The sequence below is a fragment of the Diaphorobacter sp. C33 genome (genome assembly GCF_030503915.1).
GTDB classification, from domain to species: Bacteria; Pseudomonadota; Gammaproteobacteria; order Burkholderiales; family Burkholderiaceae_C; genus Diaphorobacter; species Diaphorobacter nitroreducens.
This window is the reverse complement of the sequence record NZ_CP129980.1, coordinates 1,880,120-1,900,337: the sequence shown is the minus strand read 5'-3', so window position 1 is coordinate 1,900,337 and position 20,218 is coordinate 1,880,120. Positions and strand designations below refer to the sequence as shown.

20 protein-coding genes and 1 tRNA gene are annotated in these 20,218 nt (G+C 67.9%); 12 read left to right on the top strand and 9 right to left on the bottom strand.

Features of this window, described 5'->3' with window-relative positions; all coding sequences use genetic code 11:
- Positions 1-5: 5 nt before the first annotated feature.
- The 4 genes from QY917_RS09025 to QY917_RS09010 all read left to right on the top strand — a co-directional run bounded on the left by QY917_RS09025 (position 6) and on the right by QY917_RS09010 (position 2,015).
- The gene (locus tag QY917_RS09025; RefSeq protein WP_123675950.1) at positions 6-221 is read left to right on the top strand and encodes a SlyX family protein; all 216 of its coding nucleotides are present in this window, start codon (positions 6-8) and stop codon (positions 219-221) included.
- A 76-nt stretch (positions 222-297) separates the two neighbouring features.
- Positions 298-1,299 carry an aldo/keto reductase gene (locus tag QY917_RS09020; protein WP_015913887.1) on the top strand — a complete coding sequence of 334 codons (1,002 nt, stop codon included), beginning with the start codon at positions 298-300 and terminating at the stop codon, positions 1,297-1,299.
- Between the two features lie 18 nt (positions 1,300-1,317).
- Positions 1,318-1,764: a CopD family protein gene (locus QY917_RS09015; protein ID WP_123675951.1), complete on the top strand. Its 447-nt coding sequence runs from the start codon at positions 1,318-1,320 to the stop codon at positions 1,762-1,764.
- Positions 1,764-2,015: a DUF3820 family protein gene (locus QY917_RS09010; protein ID WP_015913885.1), complete on the top strand. Its 252-nt coding sequence runs from the start codon at positions 1,764-1,766 to the stop codon at positions 2,013-2,015. Before QY917_RS09015 ends, QY917_RS09010 begins: the two co-directional genes overlap by 1 nt.
- 113 nt (positions 2,016-2,128) lie before the next feature.
- Here the strand turns inward: QY917_RS09010 and ytfE are convergent, their stop codons facing one another.
- On the bottom strand, positions 2,129-2,851 hold the full coding sequence (gene ytfE / locus QY917_RS09005; protein ID WP_123675952.1) for an iron-sulfur cluster repair protein YtfE: 723 nt from the start codon (positions 2,849-2,851) through the stop codon (positions 2,129-2,131).
- Positions 2,852-2,940: 89 nt separating this feature from the next.
- On the opposite strand from ytfE, the gene QY917_RS09000 reads away from it, so the two are divergent.
- A complete protein-coding gene (locus QY917_RS09000; RefSeq protein WP_103737487.1) occupies positions 2,941-3,441 on the top strand; it encodes an Rrf2 family transcriptional regulator in 501 nt (166 codons plus the stop codon).
- A 54-nt stretch (positions 3,442-3,495) separates the two neighbouring features.
- Here the strand turns inward: QY917_RS09000 and QY917_RS08995 are convergent, their stop codons facing one another.
- Entirely contained in the window at positions 3,496-4,407 is a 912-nt protein-coding gene (locus tag QY917_RS08995; RefSeq protein WP_123675953.1) for an HTH-type transcriptional regulator ArgP, read from the bottom strand.
- Positions 4,408-4,477: 70 nt separating this feature from the next.
- Between QY917_RS08995 and QY917_RS08990 the strand changes: the two genes are divergently transcribed.
- Positions 4,478-5,113, top strand: coding sequence for a LysE/ArgO family amino acid transporter (locus QY917_RS08990; RefSeq protein WP_015913881.1), 636 nt, complete (start codon positions 4,478-4,480; stop codon positions 5,111-5,113).
- Between the two features lie 80 nt (positions 5,114-5,193).
- Here the strand turns inward: QY917_RS08990 and QY917_RS08985 are convergent, their stop codons facing one another.
- The 4 genes from QY917_RS08985 to mfd form a co-directional block, all read right to left on the bottom strand.
- Entirely contained in the window at positions 5,194-5,979 is a 786-nt protein-coding gene (locus tag QY917_RS08985; RefSeq protein ID WP_047349480.1) for a MetQ/NlpA family ABC transporter substrate-binding protein, read from the bottom strand.
- A 237-nt stretch (positions 5,980-6,216) separates the two neighbouring features.
- Complete coding sequence (gene serB, locus QY917_RS08980; protein WP_103737490.1) at positions 6,217-6,933, bottom strand: phosphoserine phosphatase SerB; 717 nt, start codon at positions 6,931-6,933, stop codon at positions 6,217-6,219.
- 41 nt (positions 6,934-6,974) lie between these two features.
- Entirely contained in the window at positions 6,975-7,649 is a 675-nt protein-coding gene (locus tag QY917_RS08975) for a hypothetical protein (protein WP_047349481.1), read from the bottom strand.
- 8 nt (positions 7,650-7,657) lie between these two features.
- Entirely contained in the window at positions 7,658-11,152 is a 3,495-nt protein-coding gene (gene mfd / locus QY917_RS08970) for a transcription-repair coupling factor (RefSeq protein WP_123675954.1), read from the bottom strand.
- A 101-nt stretch (positions 11,153-11,253) separates the two neighbouring features.
- Between mfd and ispD the strand changes: the two genes are divergently transcribed.
- On the top strand, positions 11,254-12,093 hold the full coding sequence (ispD, locus tag QY917_RS08965) for a 2-C-methyl-D-erythritol 4-phosphate cytidylyltransferase (RefSeq protein WP_123675955.1): 840 nt from the start codon (positions 11,254-11,256) through the stop codon (positions 12,091-12,093).
- A 20-nt stretch (positions 12,094-12,113) separates the two neighbouring features.
- On the top strand, positions 12,114-12,593 hold the full coding sequence (gene ispF, locus QY917_RS08960) for a 2-C-methyl-D-erythritol 2,4-cyclodiphosphate synthase (RefSeq protein ID WP_123676076.1): 480 nt from the start codon (positions 12,114-12,116) through the stop codon (positions 12,591-12,593).
- 72 nt (positions 12,594-12,665) lie between these two features.
- On the opposite strand, the gene QY917_RS08955 is transcribed toward ispF, so the two are convergent.
- A complete protein-coding gene (locus tag QY917_RS08955) occupies positions 12,666-14,174 on the bottom strand; it encodes an ATP-binding protein (protein WP_123675956.1) in 1,509 nt (502 codons plus the stop codon).
- 83 nt (positions 14,175-14,257) lie between these two features.
- Positions 14,258-14,989 carry a two-component system response regulator OmpR gene (gene ompR, locus QY917_RS08950; protein WP_011806277.1) on the bottom strand — a complete coding sequence of 244 codons (732 nt, stop codon included), beginning with the start codon at positions 14,987-14,989 and terminating at the stop codon, positions 14,258-14,260.
- Between the two features lie 220 nt (positions 14,990-15,209).
- On the opposite strand from ompR, the gene QY917_RS08945 reads away from it, so the two are divergent.
- Positions 15,210-15,923, top strand: coding sequence for an SIMPL domain-containing protein (locus tag QY917_RS08945; RefSeq protein WP_123675957.1), 714 nt, complete (start codon positions 15,210-15,212; stop codon positions 15,921-15,923).
- A gap of 79 nt (positions 15,924-16,002) precedes the next feature.
- Here QY917_RS08945 and QY917_RS08940 read toward each other — a convergent pair whose 3' ends face one another.
- Positions 16,003-16,785, bottom strand: a complete 783-nt coding sequence (locus QY917_RS08940; protein ID WP_011806275.1) for a 3-hydroxybutyrate dehydrogenase — start codon at positions 16,783-16,785, stop codon at positions 16,003-16,005.
- A gap of 69 nt (positions 16,786-16,854) precedes the next feature.
- Here QY917_RS08940 and QY917_RS08935 point away from each other — a divergent pair, with 69 nt between their 5' ends.
- From QY917_RS08935 to QY917_RS08925, 3 genes are all read left to right on the top strand, one after another.
- On the top strand, positions 16,855-17,790 hold the full coding sequence (locus QY917_RS08935; RefSeq protein ID WP_123675958.1) for an alpha/beta fold hydrolase: 936 nt from the start codon (positions 16,855-16,857) through the stop codon (positions 17,788-17,790).
- Positions 17,791-17,816: 26 nt separating this feature from the next.
- Positions 17,817-20,030, top strand: a complete 2,214-nt coding sequence (locus QY917_RS08930; RefSeq protein ID WP_302079272.1) for a bifunctional (p)ppGpp synthetase/guanosine-3',5'-bis(diphosphate) 3'-pyrophosphohydrolase — start codon at positions 17,817-17,819, stop codon at positions 20,028-20,030.
- 60 nt (positions 20,031-20,090) lie between these two features.
- Positions 20,091-20,167: transfer RNA gene (locus QY917_RS08925), tRNA-Val, on the top strand.
- Positions 20,168-20,218: the final 51 nt, after the last annotated feature.

The window sequence follows — 20,218 nt, the reverse complement described above, 5'->3', positions numbered from 1 at the left end:
AGGCGATGGTGGACGCACGCACGCAGGAGCGGGTGGAAGCTCTGGAGGTCAAGGCCGCCTTCACCGAAGACCTGCTGGAGCAGCTCAACCTGACCATCTACCGCCAGCAGCAACAGATCGACGAGCTGGCGCGCACCGTGGCGCAGTTGCGCCAGCAGGTGCCCGAGGGGGGCGGCGCCACCGTGCGCAGCCTGCGCGACGAACTGCCGCCGCATTACTGAGGTTTACGTCAAATTGGTCGCTAGCGCCCGTCCATCAAGCGCTAGCAGCTCTTATTTCAATAGCGAAGGCTGCCCCATGCAATACCGCTTTCTTGGCAAGAGCCAGCTCCAGGTGTCCACGCTGTGCCTGGGCACGATGATGTTCGGCGACCAGACGGATAAGGCCGAGGCCGCTTCCATCGTCGCCCACGCGCGTGCGCATGGCGTGAACTACATGGACACGGCCGACGTGTACACCAAGGGCGCGTCCGAGCGCATGCTGGGCACGCTGCTGCAGGGCCAGCGCCACGACTGGGTGCTGGCCACCAAGCTGGGCAACAAGATGTCCGAGCGGCCCAACGAGGGCCGCTACTCGCGCGCCTGGATGCTGCGCGAGGTGGAAGCCAGCCTGACGCGGCTGCAGACGGACCATGTGGACATCCTCTACCTGCACCGCGACTACGAGGGCATGGACCTGGAGGAGCCGCTGTTCGCCATCGATGCGCTGCTGCGCGCGGGCAAGATCCGCTACTGGGGCGTGTCCAATTTCCGCGGCTGGCGCATTGCCGAGCTGGTGCACGGTGCGCGCCGCATCGGCATGCCCGGCCCCGTCGTGTGCCAGCCGTACTACAACCTGCTCAACCGCATGCCCGAGGTGGAGATCCTGCCGGCCTGCCAGCATTACGGGCTGGGCGTGACGCCCTACAGCCCTGTGGCGCGCGGTGTGTTGACCGGCAAGTACCTGCCAGGCCAGGCACCCCAGCAAGGCACACGTGCCGGGCGCGGCGACCGGCGCATGGGCGAGACCGAGTTCCGCGAGGAGTCGCTCCAGATCGCCCAGCAGCTCAAGCTGCATGCCGAGGCCCGGGGCATCACGCTTGCGCAGTTCGCCACGGCCTGGGTGCTGGCGCACCGCGGCGTCAGCTCCGTCATCGCCGGGCCGCGCACGCTGGCGCAGTGGCAGGACTACCTGCCGGCGCTCGACTATGGAGTCACGCCCGAGGACGAGGCGCTCATCGACAGCCTGGTGGCCCCCGGCCATCCGTCGACGCCGGGCTTCACCGACCCGGCCTATCCGCTGCAGGCGCGCCGCGCCTGACGCCCGAGGACCGGCGCCATGTATCCCTACGTCTTTGCATTGCACCTGCTGGCCGCCACCGTCTGGACCGGCGGCCATCTGGTGCTGGCATTCACCGTGTTGCCGCGCGCGCTGCGCCAGCGGTCGCCCCAGGTGCTGCTGGACTTCGAGCAGGGCTACGAACACGTGGGCATGCCCGCGCTGCTCATCCAGGTCGCCACCGGGCTGTGGATGGCCTTGCAACTCGTGCCCGACTGGGGGCAGTGGTTCAGCCCTGATGCGCCGCTGGAACGCGCCGTGTCGCTCAAGCTCGCGCTGCTGGCCGCCACGCTGTTGGTGGCCGCCCATGCGCGGTTGCGCGTCATTCCCACGCTGAGCGCACGCACGCTGCCGCTGATGGCGTGGCACGTGGCGGCCGTCACGCTGCTGTCGGTGGGCTTCGTGCTCACGGGCATCGCGTTCCGCTACGGCGGACTGGGAATGTGATGGAAGGGGCGGGCCCTGCGGTGCCGGGCTGCGATGCGCGGCGCCTGCAGTTGCTGCTGACGCGCGAGATGCCGTTTGGCAAACACCGTGGCACGGTGATTGCCGATCTGCCCGCCAACTACCTGCATTGGTTCGCCCGCGAGGGGTTTCCGCGCGGCGAGATCGGCCAGCTTCTCGCTCTGATGTACGAGCTGGACCATAACGGCTTGCGCGATCTGCTGGCCCCGCTGCGCGCTGCGCCAGGGCGGTGAGCGGCGGTCGCGGGCCGCTTTCACGCTGTTCACGCGAGGGCGCGGAGCGCCGCCATGCGGGCCCCGTCCGCGCCTAGCGGCTCACGCCCGTTGGCGCGCGCCGCTGAAGGGCATCAGCCGCCGCTGCACGAACATGCCGAGCCGCTGCCGCAGCCTTGCGAGGCGCCGGCCTCGAACTGCGGGAACAGCACGTTGTTCTCCAGGTGGATGTGGTTCACCAGGTCGTCGCTGAGCTGCGCGAGGCCCGCATACAGCGCGCGCCAGGTGTTGCAGGCGCCCATGGGCGGGGTGATGTCGTTGGTCAGGCGCGCGATCTGCTCCAGTGCCTCGCCGTGGTCCACGTGCTCGCTGCGCATCATGCCAATGGGTTGGGTCACGAAGGCGTTGCCGCCGCTGCGCAGCATGGGGAACAGGATGGCTTCCTCCTTGTGCATGTGGGTCAGCAGCTCCTGCTGCATCTCTTCCAGCGCGTCGGCCAGGCCGTGCGGCGTGTTGGGGTTGTCGCGGTGCACGGCTTCCACGCGGCGCGCCATGCGCACCAGCTCGGGCAACTGGGCGCGGTGCACCTCGTGGTAGCGCGCGACGATGTGGTCGATCAGTTCCGTGGGTGTGCCCGCGTCGGGCAGCTCGTTGGGGCGTTGCAGGGCGGAAAGCTCATCCACCACGGCCTGCAGGTCCAGGCCCTTGTCCGCGGCCGCCTGCTCCAGCGGCACTTGGCCGCCGCAGCAGAAGTCCAGCTTCAGGCGGCGGAACACGGCGGTCGCGCCAGGCAGTTCAACGGCAATCTGGCCGATGGCCTGACGGGGGTCGAGGGAGGGAGTGGTGGCGGTATTCATGGGGCTTCCTTAAAGGTTCACTTGTGATGAATATTTTATTCATTAAAATCCACATAAAGTGAATCTTTGTGTGAACCCTTGGTGCAACCATGCGACTGACCCAGTGGACCGACTACACGCTGCGCGTGCTCATGTACTGCGCCGCCTGCCAGGAGCGCGAGCAGCCCGTGACCATCAGCGAGGTGGCCGAGGCACACGGCATCTCGCGCAGCCATCTCACGAAGATCGTGCAGCAACTCGCGGCCCAGGGGCTGCTGGACACCACGCGCGGGCGTGGCGGCGGCATGCGCTTGATGAAGCCGGCCAGCGAGATCAACCTGGGCCAGATCGTGCGCATGACGGAGACCGACTTCGATATGGTCGAGTGCTTCAATGCCGAGTTGAACCAGTGCCGCATGAGCAGCCACTGCCGCCTGCAAGCCGTGCTGTCCGACGCCACGCGGGCCTATCTTGCGGTGCTGGACAGCCTCACCGTGGCCGATCTGGTCACCCCGTCCATCGCTGCGCAGCGGCAGGGCGGGGCGGCGCTGGTGCAGTCCATGCGCTGGGTGCCAGGGTTGCCCATCACCCGCCCCGAGACATTGGCGTAAAAATGGGCTCCAGCGCTTTACCTGCAAGCGCGAAGCGCTCTACTTTTTGATGATTCAGGCCGCCAGCGGCGGCTCCAGCCACTGGCGCGCCGCCGCCATCACGCACTGGGTGAGGCGCTCCAGCGCCACCTGCGCCGTGCGCGGGTGGGCCCAGTACAGCGGCACGTCCATGGCGGTGTTCGGCAGCAACTGCACCAGACGGCCCTCGGTCAGTTGCTGGCCGATCAGCGTCAGCGGGTGCATGCCCCACCCCATGCCCACCTCGCAGGCGCGCACGTAGCCAAAGTTGGACGGCAGGAAGTGCCTGGGCGCATGCGTGCGCGACGTGAGGCCGTGCGCCTGCATCCATTGGTCTTGCAGACGGTCCTTGCGGTCGAAGGTCATGATCGGCGCGCGCGCCAGCGTGGCGGCCGTCACACCGTCAGCAAAGTGCCGCGCAATGAACCCGGGGCTGGCGGCAGCCACATAGCGCATGGTGCCCAGCGGCCAGGTGTTGCAGCCGGCGATGGCCGTGCCCGTGGCGGTGACGGCGGCAATCACCTCGCCCTGGCGCAGCCGCTCGCCCGTGTGCTCCTGGTCGTCGATGCGCAGGTCCAGCAGTTCGTTGCCGCCCGCGGTGAAGGCGGCCATGGCGTCCATGAACCAGGTGGACAGCGAATCCGCGTTGACGGCCAGCTTGAGCGTTGGTGCCGGCGCGGGCATGTCGGGCAGCAGGTCGGGGTTGGTACGGCGCAACTGGTTTTCCAGCAGCGCCACCTGTTCCAGGTGCAGGCACAGCCGGCGTCCGGCGTCGGTGCCGGTGCAGGGGCTGCCGCGCTGCACCAGCACCTGTCCCACGCGCTCCTCCAACTGCTTGATGCGCTGCGACACGGCCGATGGCGTTACGTGCAGGCGGCGCGCCGCCCGCTCAAAGCTGCCTTCGCGCACCACGGCGGCCAAGGCTTCCAGTCCAGCGTAGTCCAGCATTCAGTTTTACTTAATATCGGTTAGAAGTTTGAAGTGTACTTAAATGAATGCGCGGCCTACCATCGGGCGCATGTTCACTCAACACGCCGCCGCTTCCTCCTGGCTCACGGGCTTCACCGTGTGCCTGTCGCTCATCGTCTCCATCGGAGCGCAGAACCTGTACGTGCTGCGCCAGGCCGTGCAGGGTCAACACGTGCGCGCCTGCGTGGCGTGGTGCGTGGCGAGCGACGCGCTGCTGGTGGCGCTGGGCGTGGCCGGCATGGCGCAGGTGCTGGGCCGTTCGCCCACGCTGGCGCATGCGCTGCAACTGGGCGGTGCGCTGTTCCTGCTGGCCTACGGCTTGTTTGCCTGGCATCGCGCTTTCTTTGCACCGGATGCGGGGCTGAACGCCTCGGGTGGCGAACGCGTGGCGCGCGGGGTGCTGGGTGTGCTCAGCGGCCTGGCCGTCATCACGCTGCTCAACCCGCATGTGTACCTGGACACGGTGGTGCTGATCGGCTCCATCGGTGCGCGTCAGGATGGTTGGCTCAAGTGGGTGTTCGTGCTGGGGGCGGCGTCGGCCAGCCTGACCTGGTTCGTGGTGCTGGCTTTCGCCGGGCGGCGCCTGCAGGGCGTGTTTGCCAACCCTCGCGCCTGGCGCGTGCTGGACACGCTGACGGGCGCGATGATGTTCGTGTTGGCCTGGTGGGTGTGGCAGGGTGCCTGACGTCGTGCCCTCACCCATAAAAAAAGCGCTGCCGCGGCAGCGCTTTTCTTCGTACAGCGTTGCCGCTGCGCGGTGCGCGGTCAGAACGCGGGGACCACGGCGCCCTTGTACTTGTCCTGGATGAACTTCTTCACCTCGGGCGTGTGCAGCGCCTTGATCAGCTTGGCGATGTTGGGGTCGTTGGCGCGGTCGGCACGGGCCGCCACGATGTTGGTGTAGGGCGAGTCGGCGCCTTCGATGAACAGCGCATCCTTGGTGGGGTTGAGCTTGGCTTCGATCGCGTAGTTGGTGTTGATCAGGGCCAGGTCCACATCGGCCAGCGCGCGCGGCAGCAGCGGGGCTTCGAGCTCCTTGAACTTGAGCTTCTTGGGGTTCTTCACCACGTCCAGCGGCGTGGGCGTGAGGCTCTTGGGGTCCTTCAGCTCGATCAGGCCCTGCTTGGCCAGCAGGATCAGGGCGCGGCCGCCGTTGGAGGGATCGTTGGGGATGGCCACGGTGGCGCCATCCTTCAAGTCCTTCACGTTCTTGATCTTGTTGGAGTAGGCACCAAAAGGCTCCACGTGGATCTTGCCGTTGGGCACGGCCACCAGGCTGCTCTTGCGGTCCTTGTTGTAGCTGTCCAGGTAGGGCTGGTGCTGGAAGAAGTTGGCGTCCAGCTGCTTGTCTTCGACGGCGGCGTTGGGCTGCACGTAATCGCTGAATTCCTTGACCTGCAGGTCCAGGCCCTGGGCCTTGAGCTGGGGCTTCACGAAGTTCAGGATCTCCGCGTGCGGCACGGCCGTGGCGGCTACCTTGAGCACGTCGGCGGCTTGCGCGCCCAGCGCGGCAGCGGCCAGGGCAATGGCAGACAGGGTTTTCTTCAGCATGGAGAACGGTTTCCTTATAGCGGTGACTTGAGAGCACCGCCCTGTGCAAGAGGGCGATGACCAGGGTGTGAAGTGTAAGCGGGACGACTCAGCCGCAAGTCGTTTTTATTTTCATATTCATATATGAAGTAGGTTCTTTATCTTTTGTTATTTTGATAAAAAACCGCACTAGCGCCCATTTGACAAGCGCTAGAAGCTATGAATATGGGAGCGCGAATGGGGCTGCGGTATGGGTGCTCAGCGCAGCACTTCCAGCAGCCGGTCCAGTCCACCCTGGTTGATGGCCACGCGGGCCTGTGCGCGCACGGCGGGCTTGGCGTGGTAGGCCACGGACAGCCCGGCCGCGCCCATCATGGGCAGGTCGTTGGCCCCGTCGCCCACGGCGATGGTCTGGCGCGCGTCGATGCCCATCAGCGAGGCGACCTCCAGCAGGGTGCGGCGTTTTTCCGCGCCGTCGCAGATGTCGCCCCAGGCCTGGTCCACCATGCGGCCGGTGAGCAGGCCGTTCTCGATCTCCAGCACGTTGGAGCGTGCGAAGTCGATCCCCAAGTGCGCCTTCACGCGGTCGGAGAAGAAAGTGAACCCACCCGAAACGAGCAGCGTGGCCAGCCCCGCGGCCTTGGCGGCGGCGATGAGTTCGGCCGCGCCGGGATTGAAGCGCAGGCGCTCGGTGAACACGCGCTCCAGGTGGTCCGTGCCCACGCCCTTGAGCAGCGCCACGCGCTGGCGCAGGCTTTCCTTGTAGTCGGCGATCAGGCCCTGCATGGCGGCCTCGGTGATGGCGGCCACCTCGGCCTTGCGGCCGGCGGCGTCGGCGATCTCGTCCACGCATTCGATGCTGATGAGCGTGGAGTCCATGTCGAAGGCGATGAGCTTGTAGTCGGCCAGCCGCAGCGGCGGCGTGATGCCCTGCACGACGAGACCGGGGGCAAATTCAAAAGGAGTCTGGGACATGGAAGCGGAGTAGAGCGGATGCGAAAAAGAGGGATTGTCGTTCAGGGCTTGGGCAGGTACAGCTGGTCGGACCAGGTGGCCAGCCACCCGGGCTTGAAGGCCACGAACACCGCGCACAGCATGCCCGTGACCATGCCATCGCCCCAGGCCATGAGCCAGCGCGCCACCAGCGACAACTGTTCACCCACGCCCGGCAGCACATGGCCCGCCCATTGCGACAGCGAGCCTGCCACGAACACGCACAGCGCCGTGCCCAGGAAGCCCCGGCCCAGCACATAGACGAAGATGCGCACGCCGGTGAGCGCACGCGCGCCCGCCAGGCGCCGCAGCAGCACGCCCACGAGCAGCGCGAGCGTGGCGGGGACGATGCCCTGCCACACGGCCAGGCCCAGCGCGTCGCCCCAGCCCAGGCTGGGCGAGACCAGCGCGGCGATCGTGCCGACGGCCAGCAGGGCCGGAACCGCCAGCGGCCAGCCCAGCATGAGCAGCACCAGGCAGGCGCCTGACCACTGCAGCTGCAGCGGCATGCGGTGCAGCGTAGGCAGGGCCCAGGCCCAGGGCAGCAGCACGAGCGTGGCGAGCAGCGGCGTCCACAGCGTGGCAGGTGCGCCATGGGCCTCGTGCGCCAACGGTTTGCGGCTGCCCAGCAGCCGCCAGGGCCGCGCGGCCAGCGCGAAGGCCAGTGCCAGCAGGGCGAGGGCGGCTTCCAGTGCCATGGATCTGCCTAGGCGGGGACGGCGGCCTGCGCCTCGGCCAGCGGCTGGCCCAGGCTGCGCAGCACGTCGCGCACCATCTGGGCGCGCGCGGCGGGGTCGGGCAGCTCGCGCTCGATACGCAGCTTCTCGTTGCCCGCCAGCTTGATGTGCTTGTTTTTCTGGATCAGGTGGATGATGGCCATCGGGTCCACCGGGGGCTGCGGCTTGAAGGTGATGGTGATCACGCCGGGGGCGGCATCCACCTTCACGACGCCGTAGGGCGCGGACAGCACGCGCAGGCGGTGCACGTCGATCAGCGTCTGCGCCTGCGGCGGCAGCTTGCCGAAGCGGTCCACGATCTCTTCGAGCAGGCCATCGATCTGGTCGCCGGTCTTGGCCGTGGCCAGCTTCTTGTAGAACGACAGGCGCAGGTGCACGTCGCCGCAATAGTCGTCGGGCAGCAGGGCCGGGGCGTGCAGATTGATGTCGGTGGCGGCCTGCATGGGGGCGAGCAGATCGGGTTCCTTGCCGGCCTTGAGTTGCTTCACCGCCTCGGCCAGCATCTCGTTGTAGAGCTGGAAGCCGATCTCCATCATGTTGCCGCTCTGGCTCTCGCCCAGCACCTCGCCCGCGCCGCGGATCTCCAGGTCGTGCATGGCGAGGTAAAAGCCCGAGCCCAGCTCCTCCATCTGCTGGATGGCGTCCAGGCGCTGCTGCGCCTGTTTGGTCAGGCCGTCGATGTCGGGCACCATCAGGTAGGCGTAGGCCTGGTGGTGGCTGCGGCCCACGCGCCCGCGCAACTGGTGCAGCTGCGCCAGGCCGAACTTGTCGGCGCGGCTGATGATGATGGTGTTGGCCGTGGGCACGTCGATGCCGGTCTCGATGATGGTCGAGCACAGCAGGATGTTGTAGCGCTGGGCCACGAAGTCGCGCATCACGCGCTCCAGCTCGCGCTCAGGCATCTGGCCGTGGGCCACGGCGATGCGCGCCTCGGGCAATATCTCTTCGAGCTTCTGGCGCCGGTTCTCGATGGTCTCGACCTCGTTGTGCAGGAAGTAGCACTGGCCGCCGCGCTTGAGCTCGCGCAGCACGGCCTCGCGGATCACGCCCGTGCCTTCGTTGCGCACGAAGGTCTTGATGGCCAGGCGCCGCTGCGGCGCGGTGGCGATCACGGACAGGTCGCGCAGCCCCTCCAGCGCCATGCCCATGGTGCGCGGGATCGGCGTGGCGGTGAGCGTGAGCACATCCACCTCGGCGCGGAACTGCTTCATCGCCTCCTTGTGGCGCACGCCGAAGCGGTGTTCTTCGTCGATGATGAGCAGGCCCAGGTTCTTGAACTGGGTCGATTCGCTGAGCAGCTTGTGCGTGCCCACGACGATGTCCACCGTGCCGTCGGCAATGCCCTTGACGGCGGCGGTGATCTCCTTGCCCGAGCGAAAGCGCGAGACCTCGGCCACCTTCACGGGCCACTTGCTGAAGCGGTCGCTCAGCGTGCGGTAGTGCTGCTCGGCCAGCAGCGTGGTGGGCGCCAGGAACGCCACCTGCTTGCCCCCGGCCACGGCCACGAAGCAGGCACGCAGTGCGACCTCGGTCTTGCCAAAGCCGACGTCGCCGCAGACCAGCCGGTCCATGGGGCGCGGGCTGATCATGTCCTGCACCACGGCGTGGATCGCGGCCTTCTGGTCCGCGGTCTCCTCGAAGCCGAAGTCGTTGGCGAACTGCTCGTAGTCGTTGGGCGAGTAGCGGAAGGCATGCCCCTCCCGCGCGGCGCGGCGGGCGTAGATGTTGAGCAGCTCGGCTGCGGCGTCGCGCACCTGCTCGGCGGCCTTGCGCTTGGCCTTTTCCCACTGGCCACTGCCCAGCTTGTGCAGCGGGGCCTCGTCGGCAGACACGCCCGTGTAGCGGCCGATAAGTTGCAGCTGACTCACGGGCACGTAGAGCACGGCCTTGTCGGCGTATTCCAGGTGCAGGAACTCCTGCAGCGCGGGGCTGCCGTCGGGGTTCTTGTTGCCCACATCCATGTGGATGAGGCCGCGGTAGCGCCCGATGCCGTGCTGGTTGTGCACCACGGGGTCGCCCACCTTCAGCTCGGACAGGTCCTTGATCAGCGCTTCGACGTCGCTGGCCTGCTCCTGCTTCTTGCGCCGGCGCGTGGTGGAGCCGGCGGCGAACAGTTCGGTCTCGGTGACCAGGTCCAGGCCTTCTTCCATCCACGCGAAGCCCGAGGCCAGCGCCGCCGTGGCGATGCCGACGCGTTCTTCGGGCGTCCCCTGAAATTCGACCAGCGAATCGAAAGCCGGCGGGTTCAACCCCGAGGCCCGCAGGAAATCCAGCAGGCTCTCGCGCCGGCCGTCGCTTTCAGCCAGCAGCAGCACGCGCTGCGCCGTGGCTCGGATGTGGGCCTGCAGCCGCGCCAGCGGGTCCTCGGCGCCGCGCACCACGGACAGGTCGGGCAGCTTCTGGAACTGCGCGTTGTCCGCCACGTCTTCCACACCGGGACGCAGCGACAACTGGGCGTGCTGGTTGGCCTGGGCGTAGAACTGCTCGGCGCCCAGGAACAGCGCCTCCGGCGGCAGGGTGGGGTGGTCCGGGTCGCCCTGGATCAGGCGGTAGCGGTCGCGCGTGTCCTGCCAGAAGCGCTGGAAGGCCGTCTCCAGGTCGCCGTGCAGCACCACGGTGGCCTCGTTACCCAGGTAATCGAACACGGTGGCCGTCTCGTCGAAGAACAGCGGCAGGTAGTACTCGATGCCGGCGGTGGCCACGCCGTTGCCCATGTCCTTGTAGATGCGGCTGCGCGTGGGGTCGCCCTCCAGCAGCTCGCGCCAGCGCTGGCGGAACTTGGCGCGCGCCGCGTCGTCCATGGGGAACTCGCGCCCGGGCAGCAAGCGCACCTCGGGCACCGGGTAGAGGCTGCGCTGGCTGTCGGGGTCGAACGTGCGGATGGAGTCGATCTCGTCGTCGAACAGGTCCACCCGGTACGGCACGGCCGAACCCATCGGGAACAGGTCGATCAACCCGCCGCGCACCGCGTATTCGCCATGGCCCACCACCTGGGACACATGCTGGTAGCCCGCGAGCGTGAGCTGGGCGCGCAGCTTGGCCTCGTCCAGCTTCTGCTTGACCTTGAAATGGAAGGTGTAGCCCGCGAGGAACGACGGCGGCGCCAGCCGGTACAGCGCCGTGGTGGCCGGCACCAGCACCACGTCGGCGCCCGTGTCCTTGTCGCGCTGCTGGATGCGCCAGAGTGTGGCCAGCCGCTCGCTGATCAGGTCCTGGTGCGGCGAGAAGCTGTCGTAGGGCAGCGTTTCCCAGTCGGGAAACAGCGCGCAGCGCAACTCGGGCGCGAAGAAGGCCATCTCGTCGATGAGGCGCTGGGCGTCGGTTGCATCGGCGGTGACGATGGCGGTGGTGCGGCCCGCGGCCTTTTCACGCTCGCCCAGGCGGGCCAGCAGCAAGGCGTCGGCGCTGCCCACGGGGCGGGGCAGGGTGAATCGTTTTCCGGGGGAGAGTTTGGGCAGCTGCATGCAGGTGGCGTCGCCCCATGGTGTGGGATAGGGCGCAGGACACGGAGCAGTGTGCGCCACGAGGCTCAAGACGACGATCGGGGATTTTAGAATGCCCGCCCATGACCGACCTGCTGCCGCCCACTACCCCTGCTCGCCCTGTGGCCGGGCGCTTCTGGGGGCTGGTGCCCTGCGCCGGCACCGGCACGCGCGCCGTGCGCAGGGGCGGGCAGGACGGCCCCCCCGTGCTGCCCAAGCAGTACCACACGGTGGCCGGCCACCCGATGGTGCTGCACACGCTGGCGGCCTTTGCGGGCGTGGCGCGCCTGGCGGGCACGCTGGTGGCCGTGGCCGCGGGCGACACCTTCTTCGACGGTCACCCCCACCCGGCCTTCTTTGCCGTGCCCTGCGGCGGGCCCACGCGCGCCGACACGGTGCTGGGCGGCCTGAAGGCCCTGCAGGCGCGCGGCGCGCAGGACGAGGACTGGGCGCTGGTGCACGATGCGGCGCGCTGCCTGGTGACGGCGCAGCAGATCGATGCGCTCATCGACGCCTGCCAGCACGACAGCGTGGGTGGGCTGCTGGCGCACAAGCTCGCGGACACGCTCAAGGTGGCGAGCGACGGCCCCGGCGGCGTGCGCGTGGCCGCCACCGTGGACCGCAGCGACAAATGGCTGGCGCAGACGCCGCAGATGTTCCGCATCGGTGCGCTGCGCCATGCGCTGGAGCGGGTGGGCGCCACCGCCACCGACGAGGCCAGTGCCATGGAGGCCATGGGCCTGCGCCCGCGCCTGGTGCCTGGCGGCGCGCAGAACTTCAAGGTGACCTACCCCGAGGACTTCGCGCTGGCCGAGGCCGTGCTGGCCCAGCGCATGCACGGCGCCACGCTGGAGCGCTTTGGCGGCGAGCGCGGCGCCGCGGCGAGCGACCCGGTCAAGACTTTCTTTTCTTCCAAGGCATGAGGGCGGCGGACGCAATGGGCATGAATTTCAGAATCGGCGAAGGGTGGGACGTGCATGCGCTGGTGCCCGGGCGGCGCCTGGTCATCGGCGGGGTGGAGATCCCGCACACCATGGGCTTGCTGGGCCATTCCGATGCCGATGTGCTGCTGCATGCCATCACCGATGCGCTGCTGGGTGCTGCGGCGCTGGGCGACATCGGCAGCCACTTCCCCGACACCGACGCGCGCTTCAAGGGCGCGGACTCGGTGGCGTTGCTGGAGGAGGCGGCGCGCCGCGTGGGCGACAAGGGCTACGCCATCGGCAACATCGACAGCACAGTCGTTGCGCAGGCGCCGCGCCTGGCGACGCACATCCCCGCCATGCGCGAGCGCATCGCCGCCGCGCTGGGCCTGGTGCTGGACCAAGTGAACGTGAAGGCCAAGACCGCCGAGCGCCTGGGCCCCGTGGGGCAGGGCCTGTCCATCGAGGCGCGCGCCGCCGTGTTGCTATTCAAAAAATAGCTGCTTGCGCTGGAAGAGTGCCGGTTTCCGGCAGAAAACGCTGTAAATCGGCCGCGCAGCAAGCGCTGGCTGCTATCGATTTTGCTGGGATGTCGGCACACCGCTGCGCGGTGGCAGGTGGCGCTTGATCTGCGGGCGCTGCAGGCGCTGCTGGGGGTCCTGGCCCTGCCGTAGATTCATCGCGCGCTGCAACTGGATGTGGGCCACCAGCCCGCCCGAGCCCGAGTTGGCCAGCGCGAAGATGCCGCCCATGCGCTGCACGGTCTTGTCCACGATCGACAGGCCCAGGCCCGCGCCAGCGGCGGCCGTGCGCGCGGAGTCGCCGCGAAAGAACGGCTTGGTGAGGTTGGCCAGTTGCTCCGGTGGCGCGCCGGGCCCGTGGTCGCGCAGCTTCACCAGCACCCACTTCTCGCGCGCCTTGGCGGCGATGTCCACGGTGGTGATGCCGGTTTCGCGGTTCTTGCCGTAGCGGCGGGCGTTCTCCAGCAGGTTGGAGATCACGCGCGCCAGCTCCACCTCGTCGGCCATCACGATCAGGTCCTCGGGCACGTTCATCGAGATCTGCAACTCGCGGTGGTCCTGCACCGCGTACACGCAGGACGACACCACGCCATGCAGGTTGACGGGGCTCAGGGCCACCGTGGTGTCGGGCCGCGCATAGTCCAGGAACTTGTCGATGGTGGCGTCCAGCTGCACGATGTCGGCCACCATGTGCTCGCGCGCCACGTCGTCGGTGACGCTCATCTCGGTTTCCAGGCGCAGCCGCGCCAGCGGCGTGCGCAGGTCGTGCGAGATGCCGGCCAGCATCACCGCGCGGTCCTGCTCCAGCTTGGCGAGCTTTTGCGCCATGCGGTTGAAGCCGATGTTGACCTCGCGGATCTCGCTGGTCACGGCCTCTTCGTCCAGGCGGCTGTTGGCAAAGTCGCCGTCGCGCACGCGGTTGGCCGCGTCGCTGAGCTGCTTGAGCGGGCGGTTGATCAGCCGCGCGATGACGGCGGCACCCGCCAGCGACAGCGCGCCCGCGGTGATCAACCAGATCATCCAGGTCTTGCCGCCAGCGGCACTCAGGCGCGAACGGTCCATCAGCATCCAGTTCGGGTCGCCATTGATGGTGAAGCCCACCCACAGCCCCGTCTCGCCATTCACGCTGGCGGCCACGATGGTGCCGGGCCCCAGGCGCTGGGTGAGTTCTTCGGTCAGGCGCGAGCCGAGCGGGGAGGGCGAGAGCAGCTCGAACTTGTCACCCGGCTCGCGCGGCAGGATGCGCACGCCCTCCTGGTCGGCCATGGTCTTGAGCAGCGACACGCGCGCGATGGCGTCGGAGTGGATGAGCGCCGCGCGGCTCAGGTTGACCAGCGATGCAATCTGCTGCGCCGTCTGCAGGGCGCGGGGCTCGAACTCCAGCGCGCGCAGCGTCTGCAGCCACGCCATGATGCTGCCGATCAGCAGCACGGCCAGCAGGAAGAAGGTGCGCCAGAAGAGGTTCAGCCCCACGCGTGCACGCTGGGCCCGCCGGCTGGCGGACGTTTCCAGCGGCGCGGGGCTGGTGGCATCGGAAGGCGCGTCGTGGGTGGCGCTCATGTCAAGGTGGCGTGCAAGCGGTCATGCAGGGCACGGCGTGCCGGTGGAGTGGGGCCGCCGTTCCTTTCGCAGGGAGGCCCTGGTCAGTTCGTGCCGTCCGGCACGAACACGTAGCCCACGCCCCACACGGTCTGGATGTAGCGCGGCGCGGCGGCGTCCACCTCGACCAGCTTGCGCAGGCGCGAGATCTGCACGTCCAGGCTGCGGTCGAACGGCTCGAACTCGCGTCCGCGTGCCAGCAGCGCGAGCTTTTCGCGCGACAGCGGCTGGCGCGGGTGGCGCACCAGGGCTTTCAGCATGGCGAATTCGCCCGTGGTCAGCGGCAGTTCCTCGCCGTTCTTTTGCAGCGCGCGCGTGCCCAGGTCGAAGGTGAAGGGGCCAAAGGTCACCACTTCGTTGTCGCCCGACGGTGCGCCCGGGGCCTCCTGCGGCGGGCGGCGGCGCAGCACGGCGTGGATGCGGGCTAGCAGTTCGCGCGGGTTGAAGGGCTTGCCCAGGTAGTCGTCGGCGCCCACTTCCAGGCCCACGATGCGGTCCACGTCCTCGCCCTTTGCGGTGAGCATGATGATGGGCGTGCGGTCATTGGCCGCGCGCAGGCGCCGGCAGATCGACAGGCCGTCTTCCCCCGGCATCATCAGGTCCAGCACGATCAGGTCCACGGTCTCGCGCAGCAGGATGCGGTTGAGGGCCTTGCCATCTTCCGCGACCATAACTTCAAAGCCTTCCTGGGTGAGGTAGCGGCGCAGCAGGTCGCGGATGCGCGCATCGTCATCCACCACGAGAACTTTGTCGGTACGGTTGGTTGTTGAAGCCATGCTTTCTTTCCCAGTCCAATTTGTAACAGAGCCGATTCTGACCAGCTTGCGAACGGAAAGTCCGGTTTTACCCCGGGGTCTGACCAACTGTTACAGGTTTTGCGACACCTCGCAACGACATTACCCGGCATTCATGCCAGCGCTGCGCTGACGCAGTTAGCGTCGGTCCTGGGGCATGCTGCACATGCCTGTACAACGTCAACCCAAGAAAAGGAACACCATGCAAAGAACTATAAAAACAATAGCTGCTTGCGCACTGATGGCGGGCGCTGTGGCCGCTTACGCTCAGAATCCTTCGGCGCCGCCGCAGAACGTGCTGCAGCTCTCCGCATCGGGCACGGTGCAGGTGCAGCAGGACTTGCTGGTGCTGACGCTGGCCGCCACCAAGGAAGCCGCGGACGCCGCAGGCGTGCAAACGCAACTCAAACAGGCGCTGGACGCCGCGTTGGCCGAAGCCCGCCGCGCCGCCCAGCCGCAGCAGATGGACGTGCGCACGGGGGCCTTCGGCATGTACCCGCGCTATGGCAAGGACGGCAAGATCACCGGCTGGCAGGGCCGCGCCGAGCTGGTGCTGGAAGGGCGCGACTTCCCGCGCATCACGGCCACGGCGGGCAAGATCCAGAGCATGTCCATCAGCCAGATCGCATTCGACCTGTCGCGCGAGGCGCGGGCCAAGGTGGAGACCGAGGCCCAGGCGCAGGCCATCGAGGCCTTCAAGGCACGCGCCTCCGAACTGGCGCGCGGCTTTGGTTTTGGCGGCTACACGCTGCGCGAGGTGGCGGTGAACAGCAACGAGATGTCGCCCGGCCCGCGCCCGCGCATGATGGCCATGGAGGCCAAGGCGGCATCCTATGCGTCCGACGCTCCCGTGCCTGTGGAGGCCGGCAAGGCCCAGGTGGTGGTGACGGTGGCTGGCTCGGTACAGCTCAAGTGACCCCAGCGGTCGCTATCAGCCATTTTGGCCTGCAGCGCCCGCCAGTCGGGCGTTGCAAGCTACTTTATTAATAGCGGGCTTACTGCGCCACCCAGCCGCCGTCCATATTCCATGCCACGCCGCGCACGTTGTTGGCGGCGGCCGAGCAGAAGAACACGGCCAGTTCACCCAGCTCTTCGGGTGTGGTGAACTGCATGGAGGGCTCCTTCTCGCCCAGCAGCACTTTCTTGGCTTCTTCGTTGGAGATGCCCAGCGCGGCGGCCTTGGCGTCCACCTGCTTTTGCACCAGCGGTGTGAGCACCCAGCCGGGGCAGATCGCGTTGCAGGTCACGCCCGTCGGGGCGGTCTCCAGCGCAGTCACCTTGGTCAGGCCCACGATGCCGTGCTTGGCCGCCACGTAGGCCGACTTCTGCGCCGATCCCACCAGGCCGTGCACCGACGCCACGTTGATGATGCGGCCCCAGTCATTGGCCAGCATGCCGGGCAGCGCCAGGCGCGTGGTGTGGAAGGCGCTGGTCAAGTTGATGGCGATGATGGCGTCCCACTTCTCCACCGGGAAGTCCTGCACGCTGGCCACGTGCTGGATGCCGGCGTTGTTGACCAGGATGTCCACGCGGCCGAACTGGGATGCGGCGTACTTGAGCATGTCCTCGATCTCCGCGGGGCGGCTCATGTCCGCGCCGTGGTAGGCCACGCGGGCGCCTGCGGCCTCGCCGGCGGCCAGCACCTCAGCGCGCGGACCGTCCACGTCGCCAAAGCCGTTGAGCACGATGTTCGCCCCCTGGCGCGCGAGCGCCTTGGCGATGCCCAGCCCGATGCCGCTGGTGGAGCCGGTGACGAGGGCGGTTTTGCCGTTCAGCATGAGAGTCTCTCCGAATGAATTAGGATGCAGCGCAGGCATTATCGAGCGCTGCATGACGGTACCGTTTCCATGATTCAACCTACGCTGAAATACGTACCGTGCCCCGGCCCCGTGGCCGCCGGCCACCCGGAACAAGGCCATCGCATGGCCTACTGGGAGTGGAACGAGACGGGCGACGCGGCCCATCCCCATGTGATCGTCTGCGTCCACGGGCTGGCACGCCAGGGGCGGGACTTCGACACCCTGGCTCGCGCGCTGGCCCGCCATGCGCGCGTGGTCTGCCCCGATGTCGTGGGGCGCGGACGCAGCGATTGGCTGGCCGATCCGATGCAATACCAATTGCCGGTGTACGCGGCCGACATGCTGGCCTTGCTGGCGCAACTGCACGCGCAAGGCCCCATCGCCACCCTGGATTGGGTGGGCACGAGCATGGGCGGGCTCATCGGCATGGGCCTGTGCGGCCAGACGGGGGCGTTGCCGGTACCTGTGCGGCGCCTGGTGCTCAACGATGTGGGGCCGCGGGTGGAGTGGCAGGCGCTCGCGCGCATCGGCCAGTACCTGGGGCAGCCCGCGCATTTCGCGACGCTGCAGCAGGCGGCCGACGCGCTGTGGGCGGTGTCGCGCAGCTTCGGGCCGCACACACCTGCGCAGTGGCTGGAACTGTCTCGCGCCATGGTGCGCGAGGCGCCCCAAGGGGGCTTGGCCCTGCACTACGACCCGGCGATCGCCGTGCCCTTTCGCGCCCTCACGCCCGAGGCCGCGCTGGCGGGTGAGCAGCAGCTATGGCAGCTGTACGACCAGATCCCGGCCCAGGTGTTGCTGCTGCGCGGTGCGGAGTCGGACCTGCTGTCCAGCGCCACGGCGCGCGAGATGACCGCGCGCGGCCCGCGTGCGCGGCTGGTGGAGTTCGCCGGCGTGGGCCACGCGCCGACGCTGGTGCAGCCGGACCAGGTGGCCGTGGTCGCGCAGTTCCTGCTGAAGCGGCAGGAGGAGTTGACAGCATGAAGAGCAGTTCCATCGGCCATCTGCCCATGGGGCAGGGCGCGGCCGCCGGGCCCCGACCCGAGGCGGTGCCGCAGCTCATCGCAGCCACCGCGCAGGCGGGGCCGGAGCATGCCGACGCCCTGGTACGCGCCCGCGCCTTTGCCGAGCCGCTCTTGATCGGCGAAACGTTGGAAACCGGAGAGAACACCCTCGTCCATGCCGATGCGGTGTCCGCCATCCTCAAGCACCTGGGCGGCTCGGAAACCATGCAGGCGGCGGCCTATCTGGTGTATGCCTGCTCGCACCTGAACAAGCCCGAGGAAGTGATCACCAAGGCCTTCGGCAGCAATTTCGCCGCGCTGGCGCTGGAGACCACCAAGCTCATGCGCGTGCAACTGCAGGCGCGCGAGGCGCAGGTGACGGGCCAGCAGGTGGACGATGCGGCCACGCAGACCGAGAACGTGCGCAAGATGCTGCTGGCCTTCTCGCGCGACCTGCGCGTGGTGATGCTGCGCCTGGCGTCCCGCCTGCAGACGCTGCGCTTTTACGCCGCAGCCAAGCGCCCGGTATCGCCGGCCATCGCGCGCGAGGCGCTGCAGGTGTTCGCGCCGCTGGCCAACCGCCTGGGCATCTGGCAGATGAAGTGGGAGCTGGAAGACCTGGCCTTCCGCTTCCTGGAGCCCGAGACCTACAAGGAAGTGGCCCGCCTGCTCGACGAGAAGCGCGTGGAGCGCGAGCTGTACATGGAGCAGGTGCGCAGCCGGCTGGAGTCCGAGTTGCGCGCGCGCAGCATCAGCGCCAGCGTGCAGGGCCGGCCCAAGCACATCTACAGCATCGTCAAGAAGATGCGCGGCAAGTCGCTGAACTTCGACCAGGTGTTCGATATCCGTGCGCTGCGTGTGGTGGTGCCGAGCGTCAAGGACTGCTACGCGGCTTTGAGCTGGGTGCACAGCCAGTTCAAGCCCATCGAGGCGGAGTTCGACGACTACATCGCCCGCCCCAAGCCCAACGGCTACCAGTCGCTGCACACCGTGGTGCGCGACGAGGCGGGCAAGGCCATCGAGATACAGATCCGCACCCAGGCCATGCACGACCATGCCGAGCATGGCGTGGCCGCGCACTGGGCCTACAAGGAGGCGGGCACCAAGGGCTACGCTGGCGTGTCGGCCAGCAGCGAGTACGACGCCAAGATCGCCGTACTGCGCCAGCTGCTGGCGTGGGAGCGCGACCTGGTGGGCTCCGCCAGCCGCAGCGGGTTGTTCGAAGACCGCATCTATGTGCTGACCCCGGACGCGGCCGTGGTGGAACTGCCCCAGGGCGCCACGCCCGTGGACTTCGCCTATGCCGTGCACACCAGCGTCGGCCATCGCTGCCGGGGTGCGCGTGTCGACGGCAACATGGTTCCGCTGAACACGCCGCTGCAAAACGGCCAGACGGTGGAGATCACCACCGTGAAGGAAGGGCGTCCTTCGCGCGACTGGCTCAACCCGGAACTGGGCTACCTCACCAGCAACCGCGCGAAGGCCAAGGTGCGCGCGTGGTTCAACGCACAGGCCACCCATGCCACGGTGGCGCGCGGCCGCGAGCTGGTGGAAAAGCTGCTGCAGCGCGAGGGCAAGACGGCCCTCAAGCTTGACGACCTGGCGGTGCAGCTGGGCTTCAAGTCGGCCGAGGCCTTGTTCGAAGTGGTGGGCAAGGACGAATTCTCGCTGCGCAGCATCGAGACCTTGTTGCGCCCACCCGAGCCGGCGGTCGACGAGCCTGACGTGCTGCTCAAGAAGGCGCGCACACCCGACGGCGCGCCCAAGGGCGGCGTGCTGGTGGTGGGCGTGGATTCCCTCATGACGCAGTTGGCCAAGTGCTGCAAGCCCGCGCCGCCCGATGAGATCCGCGGTTTCGTCACGCGCGGCAAGGGCGTGAGCGTGCACCGCGCCGACTGCAGCAACTTCCGCGAGATGGCGGCGCGCAATGCGGAGCGCGTGATCGACGTGGAGTGGGGAAAGTCGCAGCGCGTCGCTGGAGAAGCCGCCGTCTACCCCGTGGACGTGGCGGTGGAAGCCTCGGACCGCCAGGGCCTGCTGCGCGACATCTCGGAAGTGTTCGCGCGCGAGAAGACCAACGTCATCGGCGTGCAAACACAGTCCGTCAAGGGAACGGCATGGATGACCTTCACCGTGGAGGTGTCCGATGCGGGGCGGCTCAACAAGGTGCTGGGTATCGTGGCCGCGGTGCAGGGGGTGCGGTCGGCGCGCCGGCGATGACGGCCGCCAGGGCCGAGGCGGCATTTTTTGCTGCTATACTCCCGCTTCTCGAACAAACACAGGCGCGTAGCTCAGCTGGTTAGAGCACCACCTTGACATGGTGGGGGTCGTTGGTTCGAGTCCAATCGCGCCTACCATTTCTCTCTGCGGAAGCCACCCAGACTTCAGCATGCAAAGAGAGAAATTCT